Source organism: Bradyrhizobium sp. Arg816, assembly GCF_029989365.1.
GTDB lineage: Bacteria > Pseudomonadota > Alphaproteobacteria > Rhizobiales > Xanthobacteraceae > Bradyrhizobium.
In genome coordinates this window covers 137,077-156,698 of sequence record NZ_JAPRAQ010000016.1, presented here as the reverse complement: position 1 = coordinate 156,698, position 19,622 = coordinate 137,077, and the positions used below count along the sequence as shown (strand labels likewise).

The window sequence follows — 19,622 nt, the reverse complement described above, 5'->3', positions numbered from 1 at the left end:
CGTCGAAGGCGCTGGGTTGTTTGTTACGGTAATTTCTCTATTGAATGTCGAGACGAAGATGGCGCGAAGGATGTGGCAGCCAAGCTGCATAAGCGCCGATACCGTGTCACAGCCCGGACAGCCGATGGCGTCTCACCTTCGTGGCGAGTAGAGCCAGACGAAATCGACGCGTGGATATCTTCACCCACGCGCCCTAGTCGCTCGCCGCGGGTTCGACCTTCGAAGAATCGATAATTTGCGAAACACTCGAGTTGGATAGCGGCTTCAGCGCGTTGGTTTCGCCCGCGTCCACTCCAACTTCGGACACACTCTAGCCCCTATTTGGCTGCTGGAATGCTGGCGAAACTCGCGACTCATCTGGAGTTGCAGCCAACTTGGGTCCGAGATTGGTTTCGCAGGAGGAGCGAGCGCTCCTGCAGCTATCCAGCGATCGGTCTTGCGTGTGATCCATCGCAAGGCCTGTAAAGGCCCCAGTCTTCCCCATTGGCTGGGGCCTTCCTTTTGCGCCAGATCACAAAAATATTGGCATCACGGCGAAGGAACGACTCTCCAGGGGAGAGATTGAAAAATCGGTCTGTGGCGAATCTGGACCTCCTCAAGGTCTCGCCATCCACCCGGAACGGCCCCACCGTCCGACGCGCGTTTGGCGATGGGCCGGTTTTCGTAGGTATTCACTCAACCCCGCCGGCTCACAAAGTCGGCGGGGTTTTTGAGCTAGCCGTCTTGGTATCGGACTCCTAGGTTGTCGCAGGTGCGAGCGAAGGCATCTGTAGCATTTGCGTCTTCAAAGCAAAAAAGTGTGCCGACGTCGGCACGATCGATCCACCAGTCGACCTTGTTCCCCTTAGCAATGCGGGAAGCCTCTCCGCGCAGTAGGTCGAGCTGTCTTCCGGCGGCTTGGACTATCAGGCAATTTTCCTTGGGCATATGTTTTGTCCTCAATAGGGAAAGCTGAATTGATCGCCATCAAAAATGGAAAACTCATGGCCATGGGCTCACGGGCGACGTTTTCGCAAACTACCTCAGATACCCCACCACCATCCGCGTCGTCTCATCCACCAGCGTCCTCACCGTCTTCTCCGACAGCATCTCGGCCTGGTTCAGCACTGTGTTGTGCGCGACCGCCTCGATCGCGCTGACGCAGATGAAGGTGGCTAGTCCCGGGTCGATCTTGCGCATCTCGTTGCGGCGGCTTTCGAGATAGGCGCGCACGAGGGTGTGGACCTCGCGGTTGAAGGCTTCGACGTCCTTGAGCTGGCCGGTGCGCGGGATCTGCTCGGCGAGCACCCGATGTAGTTTGGGGTCGATGCGGTGGGCTTCGATCGCGACGGTGACGAGGCGGCGCACGGCTTTGTCGATCGGCAGGTCGGCGACCTCGGTGAGGGCGGCGCGGACGATGCCCATGATCTCCTCGTTGTGACGGTCGATGACGGCGGCGACGAGCGCCTCCTTGCTGGGAAAATACTGGTAGAGCGAGCCGACGCTGACACCGGCGATTTCGGCGATGCGGTTGGTGCTGGCTTTCTCAAAGCCTTCGCGGACCAGAATGCGAGCAGTCGCCTCGACCAGCGCGTCGACGGTGGCGCGGGATCGCGCCTGCAAGGCATTTTTCCGGGGTTTTGTCGGCGGTTTGGCGGGCCACGGCCTTGTGATCTGAATGCGAGTAGGAAAAGCGAGTGAATGCTCGCATTATATCCGCAAGTGGCGGCGGGTCGGCAAGCCTCTTTGTCGCCGTGTCGAAAGAGCCAGATGGGGATGTGGCCATGAGCGTTGCCAGAATCGTGTCGGCCTTGCAGTTCTGTCCGGGCGGTTGCGTCTTCGGCGCCCCGGCCCGGCGCGATCCTGCGCCAAGCCTGCAAAGCCGTGCCCTCAACCTGCTCCTGCGGCAGCTTCCGTACAAGCAACAGCTCGCGTCCGCCGGGGCCGTGCAGGCGCATGTCCAGAAGCTCGCCGTGCAGCCGGTCTCGTTCGAGCCGCCGAATCTGGGCCGCGGCGTCGAGGTGACGTTGACCAAGATGGGCGGATGGCCGGTCTATTACACGGCGCCATCTTCGGGCCATGAGGGCTGCAACCACGTGATGTTCCTGCACGGCGGTGGCTTCATCAACGAGATCGTGCCGGCGCATTGGCGTTTCGTCGGCCAGATGACGCGCAAGGCGCGCGTCGTCTGCGTGGTGCCGATCTATCCGCTCGCACCGCGTGCCACCGCCAAGGATCTCGTGCCGGCGACGGCCGAGCTGTTGCGGATGCTGCTGGAGGATGTCGGGTCCGCAAAGGTCACGGTGGTCGGCAATTCCGCCGGCGCGGGCCTCGCGCTCGCCGCATGCCAGTGGCTGCGCGACCGCGGGCATCGGCAGCCGGGCCGGCTGATGCTGATCTCGCCCGCGGCCGATGCCTCGGTCAGCCGCCCGGAGCAGGTCGAGATCGCGGCGCGCGATCCGATCCAGGACATTGCGGGGATACTTGAGGCGGGGCGGCTCTATGCCGGCGAGCTCGATGTCGGCCATCCCTTCGTCAGCCCGCTCAACGGCGCCTTCCGTTCGCTCGCGCCGATGACGATCTTCTCGGGCACGCACGACCTTCTCTACCCTGATAGCGTCGATCTCGCGGAGCGAGCGAGGGCGGCGGGCGTGCCGATCGAGCTGCATCTGCTCCGTGACCAGCCGCACAATTTCGCGCTGATGCCGACGCCGGAAGGGCGACAGGCGCGTGCGATCATTCTGCGTGCAGTGGCTTAAAGGGAAGGCGTGATCGTCGTCACTGGGGCATGCCGCCGCAATGGGGGCTGGCGCTAGCGGTGCCCGCGCGGAGAGACCAGGCTACCTCCGGGGCGTTTCCTCATCCGTAGTCTTGCGGGGCCTTAGGCGTGGCCCTTGATCTCGTAGTGACCCGGCACGCATTTGTAGCGCTCGAGTCGCCAATTGGCGTGATAGATCGGGTGCTCGCCCATCCATTTGGCAAGCGGGGCCTGTGCGCCGATCGCGCACTGCATCATCGACATCTCGGGCGTCATGTTGCTGTCGGTCACGATTTCCTCGATGCAACTGCCTGAGCTGGCTGCGCTCAGCCGGCAGAGCACGGCAACCACGGTCACGAACATTCCTGTCACCTCATCGGTAGTTTCAGACCACGAAGAGGATGCAAGCGGAGTGCCAGAGCCTGTGACACAAACAACACGCTGGCCTGGCCGACTCGACCCAGCGTCCATCTCCATTCGATGATTCGGATTGTAAAAAAATTGCCCCTAAACCGAAGCCGGGCAAATACGGGTAATCCCCAAGGAAAAGGGGCGCGGAAGGATCGCAGTAATGAGCGATTGTGGGGGCAGCGCCGCGCGAACCGCCCCTTCACAAGGCCTGCGCAGCCGATAGGGTCGGAAGCGGGCGGATACTCGTCAAAAGAGCGGGACCGCCACAGAACCAAAGGAAACGCGAGGGCAGACCATGAAGGCACGACCGACCGGCGTGATCCCGCCGATGACGACGCCGTTCCGGAAGGACGGCGAGATCGACCTTGGGCTCGTGGCGCCCCAGGTCGACTGGATGATCGGCGCCGGCGCGCATGGCGTTGCGGCCGGCGGCTCGACCGGCGAGGGACACACGCTCGATCACGAGGAGTATCGCGACCTGATGGCCGCGACGGTCGAGGCGGTGAAGGGACGCATTCCCGTGATCGCCGGCATCATCGTGGACTCCACGCGCGATGCGATCCGCCGCGGCAAGCTCGTGCGCGACATGAATGTCGCCGCACTCCAGGTCACGCCGGTGCATTATCTGTTCAAGCCCGACGACGAGGCGATGGTCGCGCACTTCCGCGCCATGGCGGACGAGACCGGCATGCCCATCATCATCTACAACGTGGTGCCGTGGTCCTATCTGTCGCCGGCGCTGCTGGTGCGGATCATGACCGAGGTGCCGCTGGTGGTCGGCGTCAAGCAGAGCGCGGGCGATCTCAAGCTGTTCGCGGATCTCATGATGATGGCGCCGGACAAGCTGATCTACAGCGCGGTCGATGCCCTCATGTATCCGTCCTATACGCTCGGGGCCCATGGCTCGATCGCCGCGATCCTGACCGCGGCGCCGCATGCCTCCGTCGCGCTGTGGGATGCGGTGAAGGCGGGCGACCATCCGCGCGCGCTCGAGCTGCACAAGAAGCTGTTGACGCTGTGGAACGCTGTTATCGCCGACAATCTGCCGGCCTGCACGCGTTACGCCCAGACGCTCCAGGGCTTGCCCAGGACCTATCCGCGCGCACCGATGCCGGAGGCCTCGCCGACGCAGCAGGCCGCCACCCGCAAGGCGCTGGAGGCCCTCGGCGCGTTGAACGGGGCGCGCGTCGAAGCGGCCGAATAGTCCGCCAGCCGAAATTACTGATGTCGAATGGCAGCGCCGTTCCGCTTTTACCTGCGGATGCGGCGCTGCTACATTTTGCGCGCGCCCCGATGCGCGGCGCTAGCTGTGAAGAAACATACCGACAAGGGGAGGGACCGAAGTCCCATGAAGGATTTTGCAGGAAAGATCGCCGTCATCACCGGCGGCGGCACGGGGATGGGACGCGAGCTCGCACGGCAGCTCGTCGCCGAGGGCTGCAATGTCGCGATGTGCGACGTCTCGGAGGCCGCGATGGCCGAGACCAAACGGCTGTGCGAGGTCGAGAAGCTGCCGCAGGGCCTGCGGGTCACGACCCATGTCGCCGACGTCTCGATCGAGGACCATCTCAAGCGGTTTCGCGATGAGCTCGCGGAGCAGCAGAAGACCGATCGGATCCATCTCCTGTTCAACAATGCCGGCATCGGTGGCGGCGGCAGCCTGTTCACCAACACGCGCGAGCAGTGGGAACGTACCTTCAACATCTGCTGGGGCGGCGTCTATCTCGGCGCGCGGACCTTCCTGCCGATGCTGGTAGCGGCGGACGAGGCCCACATCGTCAACACCGCGAGCGTCAACGGCTTCTGGGCCTCGATTGGCATGGGGCAGGCGCACACCGCCTACAGCTCGGCCAAGTTCGCGGTGAAAGGATTTACCGAAGCGCTGATCAACGACCTTCGCCTGCACGCGCCGCATGTCAAATGCTCGGTGGTGATGCCTGGCCATATCGGCACCTCGATCGTCTCCAATTCGCGCAAGGTGCAGAGCGCCGACGGGTCGGAGCGGCTCAATGCCGACGAGGTCGCGCTGACCCGCAAGCGCATGGTCGCGGCCGGCGTGCCGGATGCTGACAAGATGTCGGACGAGGACATCCAGGCTGCGTTCGCCGAACGCGCCCGCAGCTTCCTCGAGGACGCGCCGACGACGGCTGCGCAGGCCGCGAAGATCATACTCGACGGGGTCAAGGCGGAGCGGTGGCGAATTCTTGTGGGCGAAGACGCAAAGCGCCTTGACGAACGCGTGCGCGCAACGCCCGAGCAGGCCTATGACCGCGCCTTCTATGAAAGCTTTACGCAGGAAGTTGGCTGGCGGCTCGGTTGAGTCGGTTTGGCTGAGACTGTCAACGAACGTCCGCGTATGTAGGTATGACGACCATCATGGCAAGAGGTGCGGACGTATTATTACGCAGGTAATTTACATGTTACGCTGGTAACTTTACGTGCCACCTCTTGCCAATTTCCGACGCCTTATGACGATTTGGAATGTCACGCATGCGACATGCTCCATCGTTCAAGCAATGTTCAAGTGATGGTGATGTGAAACGGGTCTCATTCGGCGCACGGCAGCTTGGTTGGTGAACCAAAATAGTTTAGTCAATCAGGGGTAACGCCATCATAAAGCGTAGCTCCGATGATACCCGCATGCCTCTCCGACGACTGGATCCTCTGCCCGGAGAGAGAGGATATTTCCGCTGAATTCACGCGGCTCCTCACCGCGGCGCAGGAGGGCGGCGCCACCATCGCAGAATGCCTGATGATCGCGCGGCAGCTCAAGCAGGGCGGCGAGCAGTCCTGGCACCGCGAGTGGAAGCGGCTGGCGCAAGCCAACCGGCAACGAGCCGAGGCGGCGTTCGCGGAAGGCCACATGGCGACCGCGCAGCGCAACTGGCTGCGGGCGATGAACTACTACGGCGCGGCCGCGATGCCGCTGGACCAGGCCGACGAGCGTCGCTGGGTCGCGGTGCTCGCCATGCAGGAATGTGCGCGCCGCTTCCTCACTGCGCGCGGTCCGGCTGGCGAGGTCGTCACGATTCCCTGGGCCGATGACGGACACGTTTTGCAAGGCTATTTCCTGCCTGCGTCGCCGGCCGGCAAGCGGACTCCGACCGTGATCTGCATCGGCGAGCCCGGACACCGCAAGGAAGAATTCCTGTTCAAGCTCGCGCCGCATGCGCGCGAACGCGGATTGTCGATGCTTGCGCTGGACCTGCTCGGCGACCAGCGCGACGACTATACCGACACGCTCTTGCAGCGCCGCGACCTCGAGAGCTCGATTGCCAGCGTCATGGATTATCTGGAGACGCGCGGCGACGTCGATTTCGATCGCGTCGCCATCGTGGCCGACGGGTGGGGCTCTTCCTTCGTCGCGCGCGCGGTGTTGCAGGAGCCGAGGCTCGCCGCGGCCGTCTGCGATGGCGGTCTGTGGGACCTGCACGAACGATCCTTCTTCGCCAGCCGCTTCGCGATGAGCGACCTCAGCATCGTCCCGGTGCCGTCGGCGCCGCTGATGGCCTCGAGCGTCGACTGTCCGGTGCTGATCACACTCGGCGAGGACGGCTGGCTCAAGGCCGACCGGGCGCGCCAGATCGTGCAGAAGTCGCGACTCGGCAGCTCCGACATCGTGCTGAAGGTGTTCACCGCGCAGGAGACCGGCGCGGCACAGGCCCACGCGGACAATCCCAGCCTTGCCAACGAATACATCTTCGACTGGCTGGAATCGCAACTGGGCGCCACGGGGCGGCGGATCTGAACGCCGCCGGCTGTCTTAAGGCGCGATGAGATTGGGATGAATCGTCATCGCGCTTTAGGTTTGTCGTTCGGGCATGATCTTTTCGGAAAACCGCTTCGCACTTTGCGCTAACGCGGCCATTCGGGTCCGGATCATGCTTTAGTAGTCGAGGGATATCCTGACGCAGGCCTTTTCGAGCCGGGTCTTCAGCGTCGCGAGCTTGCCGGTGAATTCGGTCAGTTCGTTCTCGTCGAATTCCTGGAAGACGAATTCGCGGATCGTCTTGTATTGCTCGTTGAGGCTTGCGATGTGCTTCTGCGTCTTCTCGACCAGCGACAGCCGGACCACGCGGGCATCGGTCGGCGAGGGCCGCCGCCGCAGCAGGCCCTTCTTCTCCAGCAGCTTGGACTGGGTGGTGACGAAGGACGGATCGACGTGGAGCAGCTTGGAGACCACGTTGACGGGCACGCCGTCGTCCTTGTCGAGGTCGGAGATCGCCATCAGGATCAGCCATTGCGGACCGCTGATGCCCAGCGTTCTCGCCCAGAACTGACGCAACTCCTCCAGATACATGTTGATCGACGATATTTCCCAGGTGAAACGCCTGATGATATCGAGATTGCCGATGGAGCGGAGGCGCGCCCCTTCTTTCCTCGTCGCTGACACAGCGTCACTCCCGTGATCTGATTCTTTTCCGGCCGGTGTCTTGCACGGTCATAGTCCACGCAAGTCTGCCCTGACGCAAGTGCAGAGCAGGGTAATTTTGTCACTAAAACTACAAAGATGATCAGCTCAGCATATTCCCTCGCTCGCGGTGTTGCGCGCGGGGCACAGGTTTAGTGAAACAACAAAGCTGACTAAATAAACTATTTTGATTAGCGGAACGGCGCAGGCATATTGGCCCGTGACGGTGGGGGGTACTCAATCGTCCCGTTGCAGGTGGTTCGCTCACGTCCCTCGCGTCGATGCGGGTGTGTCCAAAAGCGCGAAGCGGCCGAGCGGATTTGAAAAGACGGGGATCTGGGGGGCCTCACGGTCCGGTCTCCGTAAAATGAGCAACTTGGAGGTTTTATATGAAAGTGGTGAAGAGCCTTTTGCTCGGCACTGCGGCGGGTCTGATCGCCGTCGGCGGAGCACAAGCGGCCGATCTTCCGGTCAAGGCCAAGGCGGTCGAGTACGTCAAGATCTGCTCGCTCTACGGCGCGGGCTTCTACTACATCCCGGGCACCGACACCTGCATCAAGCTCGGCGGCTATCTGCGTGCTGAAGTCGCGCTCAATGCCGGCGGCAACTACAGCGCCGCCTACAACGGTGTTTCCGGCGCGAACAACCGCCTGTCGAACTACTATTTGGCGCGCGCTCGCGAGGACCTCAACATCGATACCCGTACCGCGACTGAGTACGGGGTGGTTCGCACTTACTTTGACGCGGTGTTCACCTGGACGACCGATAACTATACGGGAAGCGGCTCGGCAACAGGCGCGACCGTTTACTCGCAACTCGGAAGCACGGGCGTGTCTGCGCCGAACAACGCAAGCTCGGGCACGATCTCGGGTGGTACGCTCGGCGTCTACTATGCGTTCATCCAGTTCGCCGGCTTCACCATGGGTAAGTCCGTGTCGCAGTTCGACGCGCCCTGGACCAACTATCCCGGCAACAACTTCGACCAGCTCGTTGGTGGCAGCGGCTCCGTGAACGGCGTCGCCCAGTTCACCTACACGGCCGATTTCGGCCAGGGCGTGACCGCGACCGTTTCGGCGCAGGACCAGACCCAGTTCTTCACGACCAACATCTGGAACACCGCCGGCATGTCCACCAGCGGCGTCCTCGGCGGTGCTTACGGCTCGAACGATATCGGCGGCACTAGGTCGCCCGACATCGTCGGCATGGTTCGTGTCGACCAGGCCTGGGGCCTGTTCCAGGCGTCGGTGGCTGCGCACGACAACCACGTCGCCTACTACGGCGCGTCCGAAGTCACCGGTCATCCGGAAGACAAGTGGGGCTGGGCCGTTCAGCTCGCTCTGCAGATCAAGAACATCCCGACCGGTGCTGGCGACGTGATCAACATCTCGGGCGTCTATACCGACGGCGCGAGCCGCTACAACTTCCAGTCGCTGGCGGCGACCAGCTACTCGATGTTCGGCGGTTCGGGCAGCGCGTATCAGAGCATCGGCTTTGCCGGCGTGTCTGACGCGGTGTTCGGTCCCAACGGCCAGCTCGAGCTGACCAAGACCTACGGTTTCCGTGGTGCCTACACCCACAACTGGAACCCGTACTGGAATACGGCGCTCTACGGCGCGTGGGCTGCGGTCAACTACAGCGGCACGGCGAAGGGCCTGATCTGCGGCAGCGCTGCGTTCGCCTCGCTGACCGGCACCTGCAACCCGGACTTCAACATCGGCCAGATCGGCGTCATCACCCGCTGGACGCCGGTCAAGAACCTGACCTTCTCGGCTGACTTCGTCTACAGCCACCTCGACCAGAAGTACTCGGGCGTGATCACCACCCCGGCGCTGGCGTCGGTTGCCAAGCCTGCGGCAACCTACGAGCTGAAGGACCAGGACACCTACAGCCTGCTGCTGCGCGCCCAGCGCAACTGGTAAGCTGAAGACCGTTCCGATCTGATAGAGCCCCGGCGGGAAACCGCCGGGGCTTTTTCATGAAAGCGGCCTTCGGAAAATCCGGCAACACGTTGCAAACGACGAAGACGAGCTATGCGAATCGATCGCCCTCAAACTTATTTACTTACCTGAGTTGATCAGCTATCTTGTTTTCAGCCGATTACGAAAGTCACGGCTCTTAGCTTCATGCTAAGCCTCCAGAAACCTCCGGTGATGCCCCGCCGGAGGTTTTTCGTTTTGGGATTTTCCTTCAGCCGCGCATCACACGGGCGCGCGAGTTCGGCCGGTAGGCGAGGCGGCTGTGGCCGACGCAGTAGGACTGGCCGTCGGGCGCGGTATTGCCGCAGAAGCAGAAGTCGTCTGCGCCCGGCGTCGAGATCGGCCAGCGGCAGCGATTCTCGGCGAGCTCCAGCAGCGAGCAGCGGTTGGTATCGTCGATCGGACCCGCGACCACAGGTGTGTCGGTGTCACCGTAGATCGTGGCGAGCATCTCATATTGCAGCCGCGGTACGGCTCTCGTCCCGCGCCGCGGCGCGAGGCTCCGCTCGAGCTTGCGCTCGTCGCTTGTCCTGCCGCGCGTGAGATTGAGCCGGGACAGCTTGCCGATCACCGCGTTGCGGCTGACGCCGATGTCGGCAGCGATCTCGCTGCAGGTGAGGCCGGCCTCGAAGTGCTGCCTCAGAAGCTCAATTCGTTCGTTGGTCCAGGTCGGTGAAGAAGCAGTCGGTGAAGAAGTTGGTGAGAGAACAGGCATTGTAACGGTCCCAGGTTGCAGATGTCGGCCATCCGCCTCTCGAGATCCGTCCGCCTCACGTCCGGCGCGCGCTCACGTTCTGCCGTTGTCGCGAATCGACAGAAGCCCGTCCTTGATGGCGAGACGGATGCCTTCCTCGATCAGTGTGCGTGCGACGCCGGGAACGCTGGTGCCGTGGGTGCCCTGTCTCACCAGTTTTTCCAGATAGGTGATGGTCGAGAGCGCCAAGGTTACGGGAATGCGGTCAGTCTCGGCTTTTTCGGTGGCCATGGCCCGAACGCTAGCCTCTTACTCGGGTACATAAAAGTAACGATTAAGACTCTATTTAGGTTCGGGGGTGGGAGTCAAATCCGGGCGAGACCGGTGTTTTAGCTCATTGGAATCACTACGGAAATCAGGCGCAGCTCCGCGCGCCGCGCGGGATGCCGAGCGGTGGTGGAGCGGAGACGAGGCCGGGCAGGCGGGTGCGGCTAGCCGTGCACGATCGCCTTTTCGATCATGCAATGGATGCCTTTGCAGCCGTTGACGGTCTGCGTCACCCGCAGGTCGGCGGCCAGGCTGCACAGCGTGTAGGCGTCCTCGCGCGACAGGTTTCGCGTCTCGCCGAGCAGCACGATCATGTCGCGCAGCGCGCGCACCACGCACTGGTCGAGGTCGGGGTCCATGGCCATGGTCATGTAATGCGTCGCCGTTTCGGCGCGGGGATAGTCGAACCTGAGGTCCTTGCGCAACGTCAGGCGGAAGCGGCCCTGGAGCGCGGTCTCGATCGCGGTGACGCAGACCTCGCCGTCGCCCTGCACGCCATGGCCGTCGCCGCAGGAGAACATCGCGCCCGGGACGAACACCGGCAAAAAGAGCGTCGCACCGGCCCCGAGCTCCTTGTTGTCGAGATTGCCGCCCATTGCGCGCGGCACAAGCGAGGAGATGCGGCCCCAGGCCGGCGGCGGCGAGACGCCCATCACGCCGAAGAACGGCTTGAGCGGCAGATCGAGGCCCCAGGGCATGCGGCCGACCATCCGCGACCGGTCGAGTGGGATGTTCAGGATGCGCGTCTCGTGGAAATCGTCGGGCAGCGTGCCGGACAGCGGCTTGATCATGTTCCAGCCCCAATCCTGCCGGAGCTGGACGTCGAGGATCTCGACCGCGAGCACGTCGCCGGGCTCGGCGCCCTCGACCGCGATCGGGCCGGTGAGGATGTGACCGGGCAGCATGCGCTCGTTTTTGGCGTGAACCTCGAACATCTCCGGCGGAATGTGAAATTTGTTGCGGTCGGGCAGCATGTCGGGCCCGCCGCTGATGGTGTCGACCGTCACCTCATCGCCGCTTTTGACGGTGAGGACGGGTTTGAGCGCGGCTTCGAAGAAGCCCCAATGGCAGGTCTCGGGGCTTGAATGCAGGTGGTGATGGGTCATTGGCCGCGTCCAATCGGGTTCATCAGAACTCGTCATGAGAACCTGTTATGCCCGGGCTTGACCGGGCGATCGATCCTCTTTCAAGAAGATTTCTGAAGATGGACGGGCCGGTCAAGCCCGGCACGATCATTTCAGCGAGGCTCCCCTGTATTTCGTTCTTTCCAAGACCCTCGGCATCGCTCTGCTGCCGATCAATCTCCTGATCGAGCTCGGAATCCTGTCGCTGCTGCTGATGGCGACGCGGTTTGCTGCGGTCGGCCGCAAGCTCGCCGTGGCCACGCTGGTGCTGCTGGCGCTGGTCGCGTTCTCGCCGATCGGCAATCTTCTGCTCTATCCGCTGGAGTCGCGTTTCCCGGCGTGGGACCCGTCGCGGGGCGCCCCCGACGGCATCATCGTGCTCGGCGGCTCGATCGACACCGATCTGTCGGCGGCGCATCGCACGCCCGTGGTTGCGCACGCGGCCGATCGCATGCTGGCGCCGGCCGACCTCGCGCGGCGCTATCCGAACGCGCGTATCGTCTTCACCGGCGGCTCGGCGAACCTGGTCGCGACGGAGGCGAAGGAGGCCGACTACACCGCGCCGATCCTGGAAAGCCTGGGCATACCGAAGGAGCGCCTGATCCTCGAGCGCGACTCCCGCAACACCTGGGAGAACGCGATCTTCACAAAGCAGCTGGTGACGCCGAAGCCGGGCGAACGCTGGCTTCTGGTCACGTCGGCCTTCCACATGCCGCGCGCGATGGGGATCTTCCGCAAGGCCGGATTTGACGTCGAAGCCTATCCGGTGGATTGGCGGATGGGCGGGCGCGACGGGCTCTTCGCCTTCACCCGCAACGGGGCCGATGGTCTCGGCAAGACCGACGTCGCCGTGCGCGAATGGATCGGCCTTTTGGCCTATCGCATCATGGGGCGGACCGGCGAGTTGCTTCCGGGACCGGGCAAGGACTAAAACGAGAGCCGCAAAACAAGAACAGAGTACCGGCGCGCGATCGCCGGTCGGGAGGACGCCATGCAACAGCAGAGCGCAGACAGGATCGATCTTGCCGGCCTCGTCGCCGATCTCAACAGCCTGCTGCGGCTGAAGACGACTGTGATCGGCATGAAGCTGTTCCCGCGCACCGCCGACATGGAGGCGATCCCGAAAATCCGGCGGCCGAACGCGGTCCATACCACCGACCAGATCGTCAGCATGGCTGCACGTCTGGGCTGGACGGTCGGCATCACCGCCGACGATCTTGTCGGCGCGCAGTGTCGCGCCGTGATCGGGCTTGCGCCGCAGGACGAAAAATGGCTCGCCGGCGAAAACTATGTCGGGGTCTGGCACGGCACCGCCGAGGACGCGCGCAAGCGCCAGGAGGCGCTGGACGTGGTTCCGTTCGGACAGTATCAGGCGCTTGCGGTCAGTCCGCTCGCGAGCGGGCGGCTCGATCCGCCCGACATTTGCCTGGTCTATGCAACGCCGGGGCAGATGATCATCCTGATCAACGGGCTGCAATATACCGGCTACAAGAAGTTCGAATGGGGCGTCGTCGGTGAGACCGCCTGCGCGGATTCCTGGGGGCGGGCGCTGAAAACCGGCGAACCCAGCCTGTCCTTGCCATGCTATGCCGAACGGCGCTATGGCGGCGTGCCGGACGAGGAGATGCTGATGGCCTTGAAGCCCTCGCATCTCGCCAAGGCGATCGAGGGCATGAAGGCGCTGGCCAAGAACGGCCTGCGCTATCCGATTCCGCCCTATGGGATTCAAAGCGACGTCCGCGCCGGCATGGGCGTGAGTTACGCGAAGAAGTAAAGGTCGACCATGAGCTCAGCAAAATTCGACATCGTCGTCTACGGTGCGACCGGTTTCACCGGCCAGCTCGTCGCCGAATATCTGACTCAGCATTACAAGGGCGACCACACGCTCAAATGGGCGATGGCAGGCCGTAGCCTCGGCAAGCTCAAGTCGGTACGCGATGCGATCGGCGCGCCCGGGAATACGCCGCTGATTGTCGCGGATGCGTCGGACGCGGCCTCGCTGAAGGCGATGGCGGAGCAGACGATGTCGGTGATCACCACCGTCGGCCCGTATCAGCTCTATGGCGAGGAACTGCTCGCGGCCTGCGTCGCCACCGGCACCGATTATTTCGATCTTTGCGGCGAACCGATCTGGATGCGGCAGATGATCGACAAGTACGAGGCGGGCGCCAAAGAGAGCGGCGCGCGTATCGTGTTCTCATGCGGTTTCGATTCCGTGCCGTTCGAGCTCGGTGCGTTCTTCGTGCAGGAAGAGGCCAAGCGCGCGTTCGGCGCTCCGGCCTCGCGTGTGAAAGGCCGCGTGCGCGACATGCGCGGCACGCTCTCGGGCGGCACCGCGGCGAGCGCCAAGGCGACCTTCGATGCGGTCGCAAAGGACATCAGCCTGATCGCGATCCTGAACGATCCGTTCGCGTTGACGCCGGGCTTCACCGGCCCGAAGCAGCCGAAGGGCAACAGGTCGCTGCTCGAGGAGGACCTGCAGTCCTGGGCCGCGCCGTTCATGATGGCACTGATCAACACGCGCAACGTCCATCGCTCCAACATGCTGATGGGCTTTCCCTACGGTCAGGACTTCGTCTACGACGAGATGGTTCTGACGGGTCCCGGCGAGAAGGGCGAAGCCAACGCGCAGCGCGTGGTGGCCGCCAACGCCGAGAAGACCGGTCCGAACGCGCCGAAGCCGGGCGAGGGGCCGTCGAAGGAAGAGCGGGAGAACGGCCGCTTCGACCTGCTCTATGTCGCGATCGCGCCCGACGGCCGCATGGTTCGCGCCGGCGTCACCGGCGACCGCGATCCCGGCTACGGCTCGACCTCGAAGATGATTTCCGAATGCGCGATGTGCATGCTGCGCGATGTGACAGACGTCCCGGCAGGATTCTGGACACCGGGCGCGGCGATGCAGCACAAGCTGATCAAGCGGCTGCGCGAAAATGCTGGGCTGACGTTCGGAGTGGAGAGTTAGGCGCGCTTGCGCGGTTAAATGACGGTGTCGTCGCCCGGCTTGACCGGGCGACCCAGTATTCCAGAGACAGCCGTGATGGAGTGAGAGGTCGCGGCGTACTGGATGCCCCGCCTTCGCGGGGCATGACAGTGTTTATCGCTACGCCGCCCGCGCGTCATACGCGTACATGAACTCCATGCTCTTCGATCCCAGCGGCAACAGCCATTTCATCATCTGATTGCGGACCCAGGCGCCGGTGGCGCTGAATTCGCGCTTGCTGTTGCCGTTGCGGCGGGCCATTGCGACGATCTTCTCGGTGCGCGGACGCCGCTCGGCCTCGAAGGCCTGGAAAGTGGCGCCGAGCTCCTGGCCCTCCTGCATCAGCCGCGCGAGCCGCATCGCATCCTCGAGCGCGAGCGAAGCGCCCTGGCCCGCGTGGGGACTGGTCGCATGCGCGGCATCGCCGATCAGCAGCGAGCGCTTGCGCGACCAGGTCGGCAAGGTCGCGACGTCGAGCGTGTCGGTGACCACGATGTTCTCGGCCGCGTCGATGATATCGGGGATCGGATCGTGCCAGCCGTGATGGAAGCCGCGCAGATGCTGCTTTAGCGTCGCGTGGTCGAGCGCGCGGAACATCGCCGCGTCCATGCCGTGCGCGGGCTGCGTGCTCCACCACATCACGCCGTCGTTCGGATCCGGGCTGCAATAGCCATAGCCGAAGAAGCCGCTCTTGCCGAACGTGGTCTCGACGTGCCGGCCGATCGGCCTGCCATCGAGGACGGCGTGCGGCACGAAGCCTCCGAACCCGATCAGTCCGGTGTCGAACGGTTGCGGACCGTCCGGCACGACCTGGCGGCGCACGACCGAGTGCACGCCGTCGGCGCCGATCAGGAAGTCGCCTTCGGCCGTGCTGCCATCGGAGAAGTAAGCGATGATCGGCTGGTCGCCGCGGTCCTCGATCTTGATCAGGCGCTTCTCGAAATAGAGCGAGACGCAGGCGCACCAGGCCTTGTCGATCAGGATTTCGTTCAGCGTGGCGCGGCAGACATTGACGGCCGGCTGGCCGAAGCGCCGCGCCATGTCGCGGTTGATCGAGCCGAGCCGTTCGCCGCTCTGCGAATAGAAATCGAAGGATTCGGCGATCGAGCCGCGGCTGATCAGCTCGTTCGCGAGCCCGATCTCGTCCATGACATGCATGCCGTTCGGTGCGATCTGGAGGCCGCCGCCGATGCCTTTCGAATAAGGCCAGGCCTCGTAGATCGCGGATTCGATGCCGGCGCGGCGCAGCAGGATCGCGGTGACGGGCCCGGCGATGCCGGCCCCGATGATGAGGGCCTTGCGGGGACGGTTGGACATGGCTTGCTCCCGACGTTTCCGTGGTGCTAGGAAAAATTACGATTGCTAAATCTCTTAGCAACTAAGATATATATCGAGTAAGATAAGGAGCCGACCTTGTCAAGGACGAAGGCGCGCGCGGCGCTGTTGCAGGAGCTCGAGGAGGCGATGCGGCGGTCGTCCGCGCAGGGCGTGCTCTATGGCCAAACGGTTGCGAACGTTGCCGGAATTGCCAATTCCGACCTCGAATGCATGGACATCCTCTATCTCGAGGGCCGCGTCACCGCGGGCCGGCTCGCCGAGGTCACGGGGCTGACGACGGGCGCCATCACCGGCGTGGTCGACCGGCTCGAGAAGGCCGGGCTTGTGCGCCGCGAACGGGACGAGAAAGACCGCCGCAAGGTCTTCATTTCCGTCGTGCCGGAGACGGCGATGAAGATCGGCCAGCTCTACGTGCCGATGCAGCAGGCGATGGAGAAGGTGTTTGGCGCCTATTCCGACGAAGAGCTGCGCCTGCTGCTGCGCTTCGCGACCGAGGGCTACAAGGGCGTGCTCGCGGCAACCGAGGCGCTGAAGGGACTGCTCGACACGCCGCCGGAAAAGCGGCCGGATCTCAAACTGAAGAAGCTTCGTCGGTAGGCTTCTTGTAGATTTGGGCCGCTGCGATCATGCCCCACATCGCGCCCAGCATCATCCAGAAATGCCGCCAGTGGTCGGTGTCGATTACAAAACTCTCGCCGACGGTGCCGACGAAGGCGGAGAAGATCGCGAGATAAGCGCGCTGCCAGGGCACACGGACGAAGATGTGCCTGATACCCATGATGACCGTGGTGAAGACCAGCGCGGGATAACAGACGCCGGAGAGCCAGCCGCCGGACATGAAGGCGTTGAGATAGGAGTTGTGGGTGTCCTCGGGGAAGAAGCGGTGGAATTGCAGGGGGCCGATGCCGAACGGCAGGTCGAGCGCCATCTCCGCGCCGAGGATGTGCCGGCCGAACCGGCCGAAGCGGCCTTCGTCATAGCTCTGGTCGAAGCTCGCGCGCTGCTTGAACATCTCGGCGGTGGAATCGAATGACAGCAGCACCGCGATCAGCGCGAGGCCCAGCACCGCGGCGACAATCGCCATGACGACGATGCGCGAGCGCTGCGCGTTGGTGCGGCTGGTCAGCACCATCAGCGCCAGCATGAAGGCGGAGGTCAGCACCAGTCCGCCCCAGGCGGCGCGGGAGAAGGCGAGCAGGATCGCCAGCGACATGATGCCGAAGGCGATGACGTTGCGGAACGCCTTGGCAAACTTGTCGGAGACCACGCTCTGGAGCGCGAACAGCGCCGGCAGGATCAGGAAGGCGCCGAGCACATTCGGGTCCTTGAACGTGCCGCGCGCGCGCCCGTAGAGGGTGAGGAGATCGTCTCCGCCGGGAACCAGATGGAAGTAGCCGGCGACCGCCGACAGCGAGGCGACCATCGCGCCGACCACGAGGCCGCGGCGGAGCATGTCGAGCCGGGCCGCGGTGTCTTCCGAGGTGACCATCGCGAAGAACACGACGGTGACCGCCATGTACCAGGAGGTCGCAATCCAGCTCGCCACCTCGGACTGTTCGTACAGCGGGACCGCGCTGATCGTGTAGCCGACATTGAGCAGGACCAGCATCAGGATCAGCGGCATCAGCACGAGCCGCAGGCGCAGGCCGGTCGCGAAGAAGGTGACGGCGGCCAGCAGCGTCACGATCTCGTAGGGGCTCGGCTCGATGAAGACGATGGCGCCGGAGGCGCCGACCAGCCACACCAGCGCGCGCTGGATGGCCAGCACGCCGGGCGCAGCCGGCGCGGCCAATTTCACTCCACCGGCTGTCGCCGCATACGCCATCACATGCCCATACGCTTACGCAACTTGTACGCCACAAACACGCTGTCATCGCCCGGCTTGACCGGGCGATCCAGTATTCCGCGGCGCGCGTTGCAGAAGACGGCTGGCGCTGCGGAGTACTGGATGCCCCGGTCAAGCCGGGGCATGACGGAGGAACTCATCTCAATACGCGTTGTCGTTCTTGGTCAGCAGCGAGACCGGCGTCTTCAGGAGAATGACGAGGTCGAACAGCACCGACCAGTTCTCGATATAGTAGAGATCGAATTCGACGCGCTTCTGGATCTTCTCTTCATTGTCGATCTCGCCGCGCCAGCCGTTGATCTGGGCCCAGCCGGTGATGCCGGGCTTGACGCGGTGACGCGCGAAATAGCCGTCGACGGCTTCGTCGAACAGGCGGCTCTGGAGCTTGCCCTGCACCGCGTGCGGACGCGGGCCGACCAGGGACAGATTGCCCGAGAACACCACGTTGAAGAGCTGCGGCAGCTCGTCGAGGCTGGTCTTGCGGATGAAGCGGCCGACGCGGGTGACGCGCGGATCGTTCTTGGTGACGACCTTGGAGGCGGTCGGGTCGGCCTGATGGTGGTACATCGAGCGGAATTTGTAGACATCGATGCGCTCGTTGTTGAAGCCGAAGCGTTTCTGACGGAACAGCGCCGGGCCGGGGCTGTCGAGCTTCACCGCCAACGCCACCAGTCCCATCACCGGCAGGGCTGCGAGCAGCGCAAGGCCGCCGACGATGCGGTCGAACAGCCACTTCATCACCAGGTCCCAGTCGGTGATCGGCGCCTCGAACACGTCGAGCGTCGGCACCTCGCCGAGATAGGAATAGGAGCGGGGACGGAAACGCAGCTTGTTGGTGTGCGCGGAGAGCCGGATGTCGACCGGCAGCACCCAGAGCTTCTGCAGCATCTCCAGGATGCGCGTCTCCGCCGAGATCGGCAGCGCGAACAGCACGAGATCGACCCGGGTGCGGCGGGCGAATTCGACGATGTCGTCGACCTTGCCGAGCTTGCGCGCGCCGGCGCAGGTGTCGAGCGCGCGACTGTCGTTGCGGTCGTCGAACACGCCGAGCACGTGGATGTCGGAATCCTCCTGGGCGTTCAGCGCCTCGACCAGTTGCTCGCCGTTGCTGTCGGAGCCGACGATGATGGTGCGGCGGTCGAGCCGGCCCTGGCGTGCCCAGGCGCGCACCAGCGAGCGCAGCACCAGACGTTCGCAGATGAGCGCGGCGAGGCCGAGGAAGTAGAAGGCGGCAAGCCACAGCCGCGACATTTCGCTGCCGAACTTGGCGAAGAAGGATACGCCGATGAACAGCAGGAAGACGAACGACCAGGAGGAGATCATCCGAGTCATCTGCCGGATCTGACCGCGGAACAGCTGCACCTGATAGATGTCGGCGGCCTGGAAGCAGATCACGGCGGCGACCGCGACGGCGATGATCTCCGCGGGATAAACCCAGCTGAAGGAGCCGGCGAGCGGCATGACATAGCCGACATAGAGCACGATGCCGACGAGGCTCAGCAGCGCGAAATCGGCCAAGCGGACGAAGCCGGTGATCACAATCGGCGAATAGGCGCGGGCGACCTTCTGGTTGACGATTTCGAGCGCGGCGGGCGAGAGCCGGCGACGGCGCTCCACAAAGGGTTGGTCAGCCGGCTTCGCCGCGGCGCTTGTGGCGGCGTCGAGCATCGAGCGTGCGTTGAGCGGTTCCACGGGCGTCCACGTCCATTCCAAACAACCCGCGGGTCGCAGCGTTGCGCCCCGGGCGAGCATCCCCTGGCAGGTCGATTATCGGACAA

The 19,622-nt window shown here is 63.8% G+C and carries 18 protein-coding genes; 9 read left to right on the top strand and 9 right to left on the bottom strand.

The window, feature by feature from the left end; all coding sequences use genetic code 11:
- Positions 1-1,017 precede the first annotated feature (1,017 nt).
- Positions 1,018-1,602 (bottom strand): TetR/AcrR family transcriptional regulator, encoded by a 585-nt coding sequence (locus tag OWC48_RS31585; protein ID WP_282523480.1) that lies wholly within the window; start codon positions 1,600-1,602, stop codon positions 1,018-1,020.
- 161 nt (positions 1,603-1,763) lie between these two features.
- Here OWC48_RS31585 and OWC48_RS31580 point away from each other — a divergent pair, with 161 nt between their 5' ends.
- Entirely contained in the window at positions 1,764-2,738 is a 975-nt protein-coding gene (locus OWC48_RS31580) for an alpha/beta hydrolase fold domain-containing protein (protein WP_282523479.1), read from the top strand.
- Between the two features lie 122 nt (positions 2,739-2,860).
- Here the strand turns inward: OWC48_RS31580 and OWC48_RS31575 are convergent, their stop codons facing one another.
- Positions 2,861-3,100 carry a hypothetical protein gene (locus tag OWC48_RS31575; RefSeq protein ID WP_028152628.1) on the bottom strand — a complete coding sequence of 80 codons (240 nt, stop codon included), beginning with the start codon at positions 3,098-3,100 and terminating at the stop codon, positions 2,861-2,863.
- A 343-nt stretch (positions 3,101-3,443) separates the two neighbouring features.
- Between OWC48_RS31575 and OWC48_RS31570 the strand changes: the two genes are divergently transcribed.
- The 3 genes from OWC48_RS31570 (at position 3,444) to OWC48_RS31560 (ending at position 6,896) form a co-directional block, all read left to right on the top strand.
- On the top strand, positions 3,444-4,352 hold the full coding sequence (locus tag OWC48_RS31570) for a dihydrodipicolinate synthase family protein (RefSeq protein ID WP_282523478.1): 909 nt from the start codon (positions 3,444-3,446) through the stop codon (positions 4,350-4,352).
- Between the two features lie 144 nt (positions 4,353-4,496).
- Positions 4,497-5,468, top strand: coding sequence for an SDR family oxidoreductase (locus OWC48_RS31565; protein ID WP_282523477.1), 972 nt, complete (start codon positions 4,497-4,499; stop codon positions 5,466-5,468).
- 309 nt (positions 5,469-5,777) lie between these two features.
- Positions 5,778-6,896, top strand: a complete 1,119-nt coding sequence (locus tag OWC48_RS31560; RefSeq protein ID WP_282523476.1) for a S9 family peptidase — start codon at positions 5,778-5,780, stop codon at positions 6,894-6,896.
- A gap of 138 nt (positions 6,897-7,034) precedes the next feature.
- Here the strand turns inward: OWC48_RS31560 and OWC48_RS31555 are convergent, their stop codons facing one another.
- Positions 7,035-7,541 carry a MarR family winged helix-turn-helix transcriptional regulator gene (locus tag OWC48_RS31555; protein WP_028152624.1) on the bottom strand — a complete coding sequence of 169 codons (507 nt, stop codon included), beginning with the start codon at positions 7,539-7,541 and terminating at the stop codon, positions 7,035-7,037.
- Positions 7,542-7,948: 407 nt separating this feature from the next.
- On the opposite strand from OWC48_RS31555, the gene OWC48_RS31550 reads away from it, so the two are divergent.
- Entirely contained in the window at positions 7,949-9,478 is a 1,530-nt protein-coding gene (locus OWC48_RS31550; protein ID WP_063982925.1) for a porin, read from the top strand.
- Positions 9,479-9,746: 268 nt separating this feature from the next.
- On the opposite strand, the gene OWC48_RS31545 is transcribed toward OWC48_RS31550, so the two are convergent.
- The 3 genes from OWC48_RS31545 to OWC48_RS31535 form a co-directional block, all read right to left on the bottom strand.
- The gene (locus OWC48_RS31545) at positions 9,747-10,250 is read right to left on the bottom strand and encodes a GcrA family cell cycle regulator (protein ID WP_282523475.1); all 504 of its coding nucleotides are present in this window, start codon (positions 10,248-10,250) and stop codon (positions 9,747-9,749) included.
- Positions 10,251-10,322: 72 nt separating this feature from the next.
- Entirely contained in the window at positions 10,323-10,520 is a 198-nt protein-coding gene (locus OWC48_RS31540; protein WP_007603456.1) for a hypothetical protein, read from the bottom strand.
- Positions 10,521-10,720: 200 nt separating this feature from the next.
- Positions 10,721-11,662, bottom strand: a complete 942-nt coding sequence (locus OWC48_RS31535; protein WP_282523474.1) for an acetamidase/formamidase family protein — start codon at positions 11,660-11,662, stop codon at positions 10,721-10,723.
- A 232-nt stretch (positions 11,663-11,894) separates the two neighbouring features.
- Between OWC48_RS31535 and OWC48_RS31530 the strand changes: the two genes are divergently transcribed.
- Genes OWC48_RS31530 through OWC48_RS31520 form a run of 3 tightly spaced genes read left to right on the top strand, consistent with a single transcriptional unit; the run spans position 11,895 to position 14,642 of the window.
- Positions 11,895-12,611 (top strand): YdcF family protein, encoded by a 717-nt coding sequence (locus OWC48_RS31530; protein WP_282523473.1) that lies wholly within the window; start codon positions 11,895-11,897, stop codon positions 12,609-12,611.
- Between the two features lie 60 nt (positions 12,612-12,671).
- The gene (locus tag OWC48_RS31525; protein WP_282523472.1) at positions 12,672-13,454 is read left to right on the top strand and encodes a DUF169 domain-containing protein; all 783 of its coding nucleotides are present in this window, start codon (positions 12,672-12,674) and stop codon (positions 13,452-13,454) included.
- Positions 13,455-13,463: 9 nt separating this feature from the next.
- A complete protein-coding gene (locus OWC48_RS31520) occupies positions 13,464-14,642 on the top strand; it encodes a trans-acting enoyl reductase family protein (protein ID WP_282523471.1) in 1,179 nt (392 codons plus the stop codon).
- A gap of 138 nt (positions 14,643-14,780) precedes the next feature.
- Here the strand turns inward: OWC48_RS31520 and OWC48_RS31515 are convergent, their stop codons facing one another.
- The gene (locus OWC48_RS31515) at positions 14,781-15,977 is read right to left on the bottom strand and encodes an FAD-dependent monooxygenase (protein WP_282523470.1); all 1,197 of its coding nucleotides are present in this window, start codon (positions 15,975-15,977) and stop codon (positions 14,781-14,783) included.
- Between the two features lie 147 nt (positions 15,978-16,124).
- On the opposite strand from OWC48_RS31515, the gene OWC48_RS31510 reads away from it, so the two are divergent.
- Positions 16,125-16,595 (top strand): MarR family transcriptional regulator, encoded by a 471-nt coding sequence (locus OWC48_RS31510; RefSeq protein WP_049803079.1) that lies wholly within the window; start codon positions 16,125-16,127, stop codon positions 16,593-16,595.
- Here the strand turns inward: OWC48_RS31510 and OWC48_RS31505 are convergent.
- Entirely contained in the window at positions 16,570-17,823 is a 1,254-nt protein-coding gene (locus OWC48_RS31505) for an O-antigen ligase (RefSeq protein ID WP_282523469.1), read from the bottom strand. The two genes, OWC48_RS31510 and OWC48_RS31505, sit on opposite strands and share 26 nt — an antisense overlap.
- A gap of 162 nt (positions 17,824-17,985) precedes the next feature.
- Positions 17,986-19,536, bottom strand: coding sequence for an undecaprenyl-phosphate glucose phosphotransferase (locus OWC48_RS31500; RefSeq protein ID WP_282523468.1), 1,551 nt, complete (start codon positions 19,534-19,536; stop codon positions 17,986-17,988).
- Positions 19,537-19,622 lie beyond the last annotated feature (86 nt).

Excerpts from the sequence above, each read along its gene's own strand:
- OWC48_RS31580 (WP_282523479.1), top strand. The coding sequence starts at position 1,764 with ATGAGCGTTGCCAGAATCGTGTCGGCCTTGCAGTTCTGTCCGGGCGGT.
- OWC48_RS31575 (WP_028152628.1), bottom strand. The coding sequence starts at position 3,100 with ATGTTCGTGACCGTGGTTGCCGTGCTCTGCCGGCTGAGCGCAGCCAGC.
- OWC48_RS31570 (WP_282523478.1), top strand. The coding sequence starts at position 3,444 with ATGAAGGCACGACCGACCGGCGTGATCCCGCCGATGACGACGCCGTTC.
- OWC48_RS31565 (WP_282523477.1), top strand. The coding sequence starts at position 4,497 with ATGAAGGATTTTGCAGGAAAGATCGCCGTCATCACCGGCGGCGGCACG.
- OWC48_RS31560 (WP_282523476.1), top strand. The coding sequence starts at position 5,778 with ATGATACCCGCATGCCTCTCCGACGACTGGATCCTCTGCCCGGAGAGA.
- OWC48_RS31550 (WP_063982925.1), top strand. The coding sequence starts at position 7,949 with ATGAAAGTGGTGAAGAGCCTTTTGCTCGGCACTGCGGCGGGTCTGATC.
- OWC48_RS31545 (WP_282523475.1), bottom strand. The coding sequence starts at position 10,250 with ATGCCTGTTCTCTCACCAACTTCTTCACCGACTGCTTCTTCACCGACC.
- OWC48_RS31540 (WP_007603456.1), bottom strand. The coding sequence starts at position 10,520 with ATGGCCACCGAAAAAGCCGAGACTGACCGCATTCCCGTAACCTTGGCG.
- OWC48_RS31535 (WP_282523474.1), bottom strand. The coding sequence starts at position 11,662 with ATGACCCATCACCACCTGCATTCAAGCCCCGAGACCTGCCATTGGGGC.
- OWC48_RS31530 (WP_282523473.1), top strand. The coding sequence starts at position 11,895 with ATGGCGACGCGGTTTGCTGCGGTCGGCCGCAAGCTCGCCGTGGCCACG.
- OWC48_RS31525 (WP_282523472.1), top strand. The coding sequence starts at position 12,672 with ATGCAACAGCAGAGCGCAGACAGGATCGATCTTGCCGGCCTCGTCGCC.
- OWC48_RS31520 (WP_282523471.1), top strand. The coding sequence starts at position 13,464 with ATGAGCTCAGCAAAATTCGACATCGTCGTCTACGGTGCGACCGGTTTC.
- OWC48_RS31515 (WP_282523470.1), bottom strand. The coding sequence starts at position 15,977 with ATGTCCAACCGTCCCCGCAAGGCCCTCATCATCGGGGCCGGCATCGCC.
- OWC48_RS31510 (WP_049803079.1), top strand. The coding sequence starts at position 16,125 with ATGCGGCGGTCGTCCGCGCAGGGCGTGCTCTATGGCCAAACGGTTGCG.
- OWC48_RS31505 (WP_282523469.1), bottom strand. The coding sequence starts at position 17,823 with ATGGCGTATGCGGCGACAGCCGGTGGAGTGAAATTGGCCGCGCCGGCT.